7 protein-coding genes and 1 pseudogene are annotated in these 7,834 nt (G+C 61.7%); 2 read left to right on the top strand and 6 right to left on the bottom strand.

What is annotated here, in order from left to right; translation table 11 throughout:
* Window positions 1-211, top strand: a 211-nt coding sequence (locus tag DDE13_RS21315; protein ID WP_162631158.1) for a transposase domain-containing protein, incomplete at its 5' end; no start/stop codon positions are given.
* A gap of 36 nt (window positions 212-247) precedes the next feature.
* On the opposite strand, the gene DDE13_RS21310 is transcribed toward DDE13_RS21315, so the two are convergent.
* The 6 genes from DDE13_RS21310 to DDE13_RS21285 form a co-directional block, all read right to left on the bottom strand.
* A complete protein-coding gene (locus DDE13_RS21310) occupies window positions 248-1,228 on the bottom strand; it encodes a 2-dehydropantoate 2-reductase (RefSeq protein ID WP_111406231.1) in 981 nt (326 codons plus the stop codon).
* 10 nt (window positions 1,229-1,238) lie between these two features.
* Complete coding sequence (locus DDE13_RS21305) at window positions 1,239-2,750, bottom strand: acyl--CoA ligase (protein ID WP_111406230.1); 1,512 nt, start codon at window positions 2,748-2,750, stop codon at window positions 1,239-1,241.
* A gap of 66 nt (window positions 2,751-2,816) precedes the next feature.
* Window positions 2,817-4,328 carry a tripartite tricarboxylate transporter permease gene (locus tag DDE13_RS21300; RefSeq protein ID WP_111406229.1) on the bottom strand — a complete coding sequence of 504 codons (1,512 nt, stop codon included), beginning with the start codon at window positions 4,326-4,328 and terminating at the stop codon, window positions 2,817-2,819.
* A 24-nt stretch (window positions 4,329-4,352) separates the two neighbouring features.
* Entirely contained in the window at window positions 4,353-4,856 is a 504-nt protein-coding gene (locus DDE13_RS21295; protein WP_111406228.1) for a tripartite tricarboxylate transporter TctB family protein, read from the bottom strand.
* Window positions 4,857-4,882: 26 nt separating this feature from the next.
* On the bottom strand, window positions 4,883-5,854 hold the full coding sequence (locus DDE13_RS21290) for a Bug family tripartite tricarboxylate transporter substrate binding protein (protein ID WP_111406232.1): 972 nt from the start codon (window positions 5,852-5,854) through the stop codon (window positions 4,883-4,885).
* A gap of 118 nt (window positions 5,855-5,972) precedes the next feature.
* Complete coding sequence (locus DDE13_RS21285) at window positions 5,973-6,785, bottom strand: universal stress protein (protein WP_235868807.1); 813 nt, start codon at window positions 6,783-6,785, stop codon at window positions 5,973-5,975.
* A 490-nt stretch (window positions 6,786-7,275) separates the two neighbouring features.
* Between DDE13_RS21285 and DDE13_RS21280 the strand changes: the two are divergent.
* Window positions 7,276-7,834, top strand: a pseudogene (locus DDE13_RS21280) (transposase); the annotation flags it as partial.

The following is a 7,834-nucleotide window of genomic DNA, read 5'->3' as shown; positions in this document are numbered from 1 at the left end:
GCCCGATGCCGAGGCCGATGATCTCGCGGCGTCCTTCGGTATTGGCGGCCACGGCGATTATTCGCTGATCGTCACGGCGAAGATGAACGACATCGACCCCCAGGCCTGGCTGGCAGACGTCCTCGCCATGCTGCCCGACCTGACCGCGTCGCAGGTGTCGGACCTACTACCGTGGAACTGGCACCCCCCGGAACTCCGCCAAGCCGCCTGACCGCGGCCCACGCCGGATGCATACGCTGAACCTTCGTCAGGTGGCGTACAGTCCGGCGGTTTTCCCGCGCAATGCGATCAAGGCAAGGACCGTGTCGATGGTCGGTGTTGGCGTCTCTGTCACGCGCCCGAGTTCTTTTACGGCCCCCACAAGGGCGTCGATTTCCATCGGGCGGCCTTGGTCGAGGTCTTGCAGCATGGATGTGCGGTGCGCGCCCACATCCGCACCGCCCTGGATGCGGCGATCGACGTCGATGGGGAACTTGACGCCAAGTTTCTCGGCAATCTCCTGGGCCTCCAACATCATGTTGCGCGCCACCTCCCGCGTGCCGGGATCGGTGCACAGGACATCGAGCGTTGCATGGGTGAGCGCAGAGATGGGGTTGAACGACAGGTTCCCCCACAGCTTTACCCAAATCTCATCGCGGATCTTCGGGCGCACGGGGGCCTTCAGACCAGCAGCCGATAGCGCTTTTGAAAGCGCAAGCGCGCGTTCGGATTTCGATCCGTCGGGTTCGCCCAGGGAAAACCGGTTGCCCTCGATATGTTTCACCACGCCCGGTGCGATCACTTCGGCGGCGGGGTAGACCACGCAGCCCAACACGCGGTCCGGGCCGAACCCGTCCCATTGTGCATGGCCCGGATCGACGGTTTCCAGCCGCGTGCCGTCAAAAGGCCCGCCGAGCTTGTGAAAATACCACCACGGAACGCCATTGACGCCCGAGACGATCGTGGTGTGATCGCCGATGAGGGGTTGCATATGCGGGACAACGGCGGGGACGGAATGGGCCTTGAGCGTGACAATCACGTAGTCCTGCGGCCCGAGGTCTGCGGCATTGTCCGAGGCCGTGACGGTCACGGTTCTCTCGCCCGTCTCTTCGATCAGACGCAGGCCGTTTTCGCGCATGGCCGCAAGATGCGGACCGCGCGCCACGAGGCTGACATCAGCCCCGGCCTGTGCCAGTTTCGCGCCCATGTAGCCGCCGATGGCCCCGGCGCCGAAAATACAGATCTTCATGCTGTGCCCCTCAATCCAAACCCAGTTTCTCGGCTAGGCCGATACGCTGCAACTTGCCGGTCGCACCTTTCGGAATTTCATCGAGGATCAGGACTTTGCGTGGCACCTTGAACGCGGCCAACCGTTCGCTGGCGAAATCGCGAATATCGCGCTCGGTGGCGCTTTGGCCCTCTTTCAGAACCACGGCGGCGGCCACCTCTTCTCCCAGCTTGGGGTGGGGCATGGCGAAGGTCACGCACTGGCCAACGGCCGGATGCTCGGAGAGGATGCCATCCACTTCGAGGGGACTTATCTTTTCCCCGCCACGGTTGATGATCTCTTTCAGGCGGCCGGTCAGGGACAAGAAGCCGTCTTCGTCGAACACGCCCTGGTCGCCGGTTCGGAACCAGCGCTTGCCGTCGGCCTCGAAGAAGTTCTTCGCGTTGGCTTCGGGATTGGCCTCATAGCCCGGGGTCACATTGGGCCCCGAGATGGAAACCTCGCCGACGCCATCGATCAGGCGGTCTTCGATTTCATGCGCGATACGCACTTCCGGTCCTGCGGGAAGACCCACGGCCCCGGGTTTCTGGCGGCCCGGCTCAATCGGGTTGCAGCACATCTGGTGGGCTGCTTCCGTCATGCCGTAGGCTTCCACCACGGGCGCGCCAAAGGTGTCGGCCAATTGGGTCATGACCGCTCCGGGCAAGGACGAGGACGAGGACCGCAACAGACGCAGGCGTGCGTTCTTGATGATCTCGGCATTGCGTGGGGCGCGGGCCAGAATGGCCTGATGCATCGTCGGCACGGCGGTGTACCAGGTCGGGTCCACCTCTTCGAGCCAGCCGTAGAACTTGAGGGCGTCAAAGCCCGGCGCACAGCTGATGGATGCGCCCGCTGCAAGCGACGCGCTGACGGCGGCAATCAGACCGTGGATGTGGAACAGGGGCATCACGTTCAGGCAGCAATCCTCAGCCGTCAACGCGAGCGATACGCGAATGTTTTCAGCCGACGCCGCGACGTTGGATTGCAGCAGCGGGACTATCTTGGGCCGGGACGTGGTACCAGATGTGTGCAGGATCAGGGCGACATCGTCGGCGGTGGGCGCGGCCGTGGGCGCGCTGCCTTGCACATCGGTGGACAGGGTGAAGTTGCCCGCCGGTTCTGTCGCCGTCAGTTCGATCACGGTCATGTCGAAGCGCGCTGCGGCGGCGCGGGCCGGCCCATCGTAGCCAGCCTCCACAATGATTGCGCGGGCCTTGAGGTCTTCAAGATAGAAGGCGAATTCGTCCTCCTTGTAGGCCGGGTTCAGCGGCGCCGTGGTGGCTGATTGCGCCACCGTGACAAATGCCGCCGCCATTTCGGGCCCGTTGGGCAAGACGATTGCAACCCGGTCCTGCGCGCCGACACCGGCCGCCCTCAAGCTGTTGCGAACGTCCTGGGTCAGGGCTTTGAGGTCCGCGTATGTCATCCAGTCCCGGCCCGGTGCGCCGATGGCATTGGCGGTGCCGGGATGGCGCTGGATCAGGGCTTCAAGTGTTTGCATTGTGTGTCTTTCCGTATCGATGGGAGATATGCAGGCGCGTTCGCCAATGCGGGTCAAGCGCGTGTCTCAGTCCTGTGTTACCTGCCGCTTGCGGCGCAGCAGTTTCAAGGCAGGCAAGAAGATCAAGATGAGGGCGATCACCATGATCGGAGCGGCAATCGGCCGGGTGAAGAAGATCGTTGGATCGCCCGATGACAAGAGCAAGGACTGGCGCAGGGTGGGTTCGGCAATGGGGCCAAGGACGATCGCCAGAACGGCGGGGGCCAGCGGGTAGTCGAACTTGCGCATGAAGAATGCGCTTATCCCAAAGATCACGATCAGCCACAGATCATGCATGCTGCGCGAGGCCGCGAAGCCGCCGATGATGGAAAGCACGAAGATCAGGGGCGCGAGGATGGTGAACGGCATTCGCAACATCCAGACGAACAGCGGAATGAACGCGAGGTTGATCACGACCGCCGCCACGTTCGAGATGTAGAAAGATCCGATCAGGCCCCAGACGAATTCGCTTTCGTCGATGAACAGGCGCGGTCCCGGTGTCAGGCCCCACATGACCATCCCCCCCAGCAAGATCGCGGTTGTCGGCGATCCCGGAATACCGAGGGTCAGCATCGGCAGCATCGAGCCCGTAGAGGCCGAGTTGTTCGCCGCCTCTGGCGCGGCAACGCCGTCTGGCGAGCCTTTGCCGTATTCTTCCGGCGTGCGAGAGGTCATCTTGGCCACGCCATAAGCCATCAACGATCCCGGTGTCGCGCCGGCAGCCGGCAAAACCCCAACGAAAAAGCCAAGGACCGAGCCGATCCATGTGCCTTTCCAGCCCCGGCGCACGGCCTCCTTGCTGTCCGAGATCAGGCCTTTGACTGTCATCTTGGGGTTTGTCGTGGTCACGTCGCCGCGTGTCTGCTCGATGGTCCACAGCATCTCTCCGATGCCGTAAACGCCGATGGCGAGAACGATGAAGCCGATCCCGCGCAGAAAGCCCTGAATATCGAACAGAACGAGGCGCGGCTCGCCGGAGATGGTGTCGAAGCCAACCGTCGCAAGCACGAGGCCAAAGCAGATCGAGAAGATCGTCTTGGGGATGTCATCGCCACCAAGGCCGACGAAGGTCGCAAAGGCCAGCAACATCAGGGCAAAGATCTCTGGCGGGCCAAACGACAGCGCCACTTCTGCGAGAAGGGGGGCGAACAGACTGAAAAACACGGTGGCGACAGTGCCGCCCACGAAAGAGGCAAGCGCCGCCGTCACCAAGGCAAGGCTCGCGCGCCCCTGAAGCGCGAGGGGGCGTCCGTCGAAGGTCGTCGCCACAGCCGTGGAGGCGCCCGGAATGCCAAGGGCGACAGACGAGATCGCGCCACCGTACATCGCCCCGTAGTAGATCGCCGCAAGAAAGATAATGGCGGACGTTGGTGGCACCAGGAACGTCACGGGCAAGAGGATGGCCACCCCGTTGACAGACCCCAGGCCGGGCATCGCGCCGATGAAGAGCCCGACGGTCACGCCCAGAACGATCAACATCAGGTTGATCGGTTGAACAGCCGTCGTCACGCCACCGGCAATGAGTGATAAGACTTCCATGGTGATCCTAGGTGCAGGGCTGCGTCAGTAGATGATGTCGTACATCATGTCGAAGAAAGGCTGCGTGAACGGCAGGCCTTGTGGCATCGAGATGTACATCGCGCCCTCGAAAAAGAAGAAAAGCCCGATGGGCAAAAGGATCGCGACGGCCAGTGTCAACAGCCACGAATGCCGCCCCAGAAAGTGCAGGTAGTAGACAAGGAACACGCAAATCGCGCCGTACATCGAGATGACGGGAATAAGCGCCACGAAGCCGACGACCCCGCCGCCGACATGGGCGACAGTGCGCCAGCCGAACCCATCCATGAGCGGCTCGTCCGAGACCGATGCGGGGCTGAGGCCGCGCCACCATTTCCATGCGATCGCAACGCAGCTCAGCAGCATTCCGAAAGACAACCAGAATGGCCAGAAGCCGCCACCGGGCCCACGGCCGCTGATGTATCCGATGGGAAGCTCGGTGCTCTTCCACATCAGATACAGCGAAAGGAGGGCAAGAAGCCCTGCAAGTGATATCTCACCTTGGCGCATTCCTGCCCCCTTTTCCTTTTCGTGGTTTAGCCGTCGATCTCGGACAGCAACTGACGGTGGTTTTCCACCTGCGTGGCCCAATAGGCACGCGTCTCGGCTTCATCCATCGGCAGGGGCGACAGGCTTTCGGACACCAAATAGTCTTGCCACGACTGGCTCTCGTAGACCTGACCGAACACCTCGCGATAGTAGGCTGCAGCCTCGTCGGACATGCCCGGCGCGCCGACGATGGCCCGCTGGTTGTAGTACGAGAAGTCGTGCCCCAACTCCCGCATCGTCGGAACGTCCGGATAGGCGTCCATGCGCTCGTCCGAGAAGGCCAGAAGCGGCACGAAATCGCCCGCGGCATAAAAGCCGTTTGCCTCGGCCGGGTTGTTCACGGTGGCCATGATCTGCTGACCCGCAAGATCACGGGCCACGGCACCGCCGCCATCATAGGGGATGTATTTGATGTCGAGATCGTAGACGCCGGACATGTAGGCGATGACGATGGAGTCTTCTTGACCCGTGCCAGTGCCGCCCATGACATATTCGCCGTTCATCTCGCGGACCGCTGCAACGAACTCGTCAAAGGTCGTAATGCCCGAGTCCGTGTGAACCCAAAGCACGAAGGGGTCGACGCCCATCATGGTGATGGGTGTGAAGGTCTCGATATCGACGCCGAGGCCATCCTGCCGGATCGGCGTGGTGTAGAACGAATTCAACGTGACCATAAGCGTATGGTCGGGATCACGGGTCTCGTTCAGGTGCAACAGAGCCTCGGCACCAGACCCACCGCCGCGGTTCGTCGGGATCAGGGGGCGGTTCATCATGTCGTTCGCTTCGACAACGGATTGCACGAAGCGTGCGATCTGGTCTGCGCCGCCACCGGGTCCGGCCATGATCGTGAAATCAACCGGGCGTGTCGGCTGCCACTCCTGTGCCATGGCAGAGATCGGCAAGGTTGCAAGCGCGGTGCCTGCAGCCAGCCCAAGGAAAAGTCTTTTGGTCAGTGTCATGATGTAGTCCTCCCTGATTGTACGGTCCTTCGGACGCGTCTTTCCCGCTGGATGTGCGGGGATCTCCTCCATGGGCACGTCTCCCGTCGTGCCTGAGTGTGGGTTGGGCAAAGCCGTTCTAATGCGCCATCAAGATGGGCATTTCCGTTTGATCCACGATGCGCTCCGTGTTGCCGCCGAACAGCATCTCGGTCTCGTGGCTGTGGCTGTAGGCGCCCGTGACAAGCAGGCTGGCGCCGATGCTTTGACAGGTCTTGAGCAGTTCGGTCGCGGGGTCTTTCCCGTCGAAACGAACGATTTTGGCTGTGATGCCGCGCAGTGCGTAGTAGTCCAGCAACTCTTCTGCGGTAGGGCCGTTAGCCTGCACCTTCCCACCCGTCAGGATGCTGACACGGTCTGCTCCGTTCATGATGTCCAGCGACGATGCGACAGCCCGCGCGGCTGGCAGCGACCCGTTCCAGCCAATCGCCACGTGCTGCGCAAACGTCTCGTCCGGTCGTAACTGCGCCGGACAGATCAAGACCGGCCTACCCGCCCCGTACAGCGCCGACTTCAAGGAACTTTCACCGAGGTTGCGTTCGCGCTGCGGCTTCGGAAGCACGATGACATCCGACAGGCGCCCCGCGTGCTTGACGACATCCGCCATGCGTCCTTGCATCTCTGTAAAGGTGCAGGTCACGCTGCCGTTCGCTTTGGGGTCATCGTTGAGCCCGAACTCGGCCGCCAGCTTGTGCAGTATGCCGCGAAGGTGGTTTTCCTGCCGGTTCGCGAGCTCGCTGGCCTGCTCCATCATGACTTTGCGTGCGAAGTCACTCAGGGGCACTCCCTGCGGCATCAGATCTTTCGCCTGGGCCCGGCAATGCACGACGTTGACCTTTGCGTCATGCTTTCTGGCTAGCTGCGCGGCATGCGCAAGGACGGTTGCGACCATGCCGTCGCCACGCACCGGGACTAGGATTGATTTTATCAACGTCTGCCCTTTCCCGTGTCTTCACACTGCGCTTGGCGGCAATTTCATGGACCGGTGACAGGCATCAGGTCGTCCGAACTTCCATTATGTTGATTTAAGATAGGCGTACGAATGTTTCGTCAACTTCATTTTGTGAGAAACAAGCTTGCGGCGCCGTTTTTCTGTGCATTTTTAAGCCATTGTTTCGAATAAATTTTTCTGCATTCGGTGGTATACTGCGATTTTCACAGCTGGATCGTCGGCCTGCCGACCCAACCGCCTCCGGACCGGTGAAAAGACCGTGGCAGATTCGGACGACGACCAGCACAAGGTCGCGCGTCCAGGTCGCAACGTGTTGATTGCCAATGAGAAGTGATCCGGATCGCGCGTAATTTCCACTGAGATTTGACCCATGTGACGGCTCTTTGCACAAATCCTGAGAGCGATTCGTCTCGTTAATCCAGCGTGGTAGCTGGGATGCACGAGCAGACCCACACCCCCGACCTACAGGACCGGGAACTGGTCGGCCTACAATGAAGCGCTCAAGCGCCGGGGCTCGCTGACGATCTGGTTCGATCCCGAGATGATCTGGGATGCCGCACCGACAGGCAGGCGTGGCCGGCGGCGGACCTACAGCGATACCGCCATACAGACGTGCCTAACGATGAAGGGTGAAGGGTGCCCGGAAAACGGTCCGGTGGACCGTTTTCAGCCCTGAACGGGCGAAGCCCCGGGACTGTTCGGCATGGCCTTGCGGCAAACGACCGGCTACGTCGAAAGCCTGTTGCGCCTGGTCGGCCTCGACTGGGCTGTGCCTGACTTCAGCACGCTGTCGCGTCGCCAGAAGACGCTGGCCGTGAACATCCCATATCGCGGAACCAGGGGCCCGCTCCATCTGCTGATCGACAGCACCGGGATCAAGGTCGAGGGCGAAGGCGAGTGGCACGCCCGCAAGCACGGGGGACCCAAGGACGGGTCTGGCGCAAGATTCACCTCGGCATTGATGAGGAAACACTGGAGGTCCGGGCTGT

Origin of the sequence: Meridianimarinicoccus zhengii, from assembly GCF_003254465.1 — a bacterium.
Taxonomy (GTDB): domain Bacteria; phylum Pseudomonadota; class Alphaproteobacteria; order Rhodobacterales; family Rhodobacteraceae; genus Meridianimarinicoccus; species Meridianimarinicoccus zhengii.
The sequence above is the reverse complement of the archived record's forward strand: the minus strand, read 5'-3'. Positions and strand labels throughout refer to the sequence as shown.

Coding starts and splice junctions, on each gene's coding strand:
- DDE13_RS21310 (WP_111406231.1), bottom strand. CDS start 1,228: ATGAAGATCTGTATTTTCGGCGCCGGGGCCATCGGCGGCTACATGGGC.
- DDE13_RS21305 (WP_111406230.1), bottom strand. CDS start 2,750: ATGCAAACACTTGAAGCCCTGATCCAGCGCCATCCCGGCACCGCCAAT.
- DDE13_RS21300 (WP_111406229.1), bottom strand. CDS start 4,328: ATGGAAGTCTTATCACTCATTGCCGGTGGCGTGACGACGGCTGTTCAA.
- DDE13_RS21295 (WP_111406228.1), bottom strand. CDS start 4,856: ATGCGCCAAGGTGAGATATCACTTGCAGGGCTTCTTGCCCTCCTTTCG.
- DDE13_RS21290 (WP_111406232.1), bottom strand. CDS start 5,854: ATGACACTGACCAAAAGACTTTTCCTTGGGCTGGCTGCAGGCACCGCG.
- DDE13_RS21285 (WP_235868807.1), bottom strand. CDS start 6,785: ATGGTCGCAACCGTCCTTGCGCATGCCGCGCAGCTAGCCAGAAAGCAT.